Below are 1,079 nucleotides of genomic sequence, written 5' to 3'. Positions count from 1 at the left end.
TTGGGATTATGAAGTCGGAGTTCCTCTACATAAAAGAATTTGAAAATGTAGAGCACTTTAAAATAGAATTAGAAAAATATATAGATTATTATAATACGAAACGGATTAAGGAAAAATTAAAAATGAGCCCGGTACAATACCGGACTCACTTTTATCAAGCTGCCTAATGAAATAACCGTGTCTAACTTTTAGGGGTCACTTCAACTTTTCAAACGCTCTTTTTTAATATAACTTAGAAATAATTATATTTTCTTCCCTTAATCTAAAATATACTATTAAGTATTTTTTCACAGACTATTTACACCTACCATCCTAAAAATCGTTATTAACAAACTATTTTTCTATTTAAAAATTATTTATTAAATAAAAAAGTGCTACTAGTAAATAGTTAGCCAACTATTTACTAGTGCACTTTCCTTTATTCCATCTAATTCATTAACTGCACGAATTACTCAGCAATATAATTTATTGCAACACGTTTACTTTCATCTTTATTTACTTTTGTAACACTTACATAGATTTTTCCTGCTACTTCTCCTAATTGAGGGATTACAACATTTACCGCCGTTTTATTTTCTGCTACCGTTGCTGTTCCAATTGCTTCTTGGACTGTCTCTTCATTATATACACTTACCTTATCACCTGCTGTTAAACCAGTCACTCTAACAATATCAGCCGCTCCGTCATTATTTAAAACAACAATATTTCCACCTACTGGCTCCGCCGTTACTTGTGATTCATATTTCACCGCTGTACGAGCACTTTCTAACTCATTCTCACTTTGTACACTTACATATACCGTGCCACCTGTTACTTTTAAGAGATCCTTCCCTAAAATTGTTGCTTCTGTTTTTCCTTCCGCTACTGCTTCTGATGTTACGATTGCTTCTCCACCTTTTGATGCTTCATATACACGAACAATGTCACCTTTTTTCAGTTCTGACACTGTAATTGTATCTTCTGCTTCCACTTTATTATTTGACACTGTGATTTTTTCTACGGCTGGTGCCACCGTTGTTGGCTCTGCTTCGTACTTCACTGCGACTCTCTTACTCTCATCTTTATTCGGTTTCGTTACT

1 protein-coding gene and 1 pseudogene are annotated in these 1,079 nt (G+C 33.8%); one reads left to right on the top strand and one right to left on the bottom strand.

Going from position 1 to position 1,079, the window contains the following annotated elements:
* The coding region (locus MR160_RS33685) for an IS3 family transposase (RefSeq protein WP_242299220.1) at positions 1–167 on the top strand (167 nt) is incomplete at its 5' end.
* A gap of 281 nt (positions 168–448) precedes the next feature.
* Here MR160_RS33685 and MR160_RS33680 read toward each other — a convergent pair.
* Positions 449–1,079, bottom strand: a pseudogene (locus MR160_RS33680) (hypothetical protein); the annotation flags it as partial.

It is taken from the genome of Bacillus cereus group sp. BfR-BA-01382 (assembly GCF_022663475.1).
Classification (GTDB): Bacteria; Bacillota; Bacilli; order Bacillales; family Bacillaceae_G; genus Bacillus_A; species Bacillus_A thuringiensis_S.
This window is presented reverse-complemented; position numbering and strand designations above follow the sequence as displayed.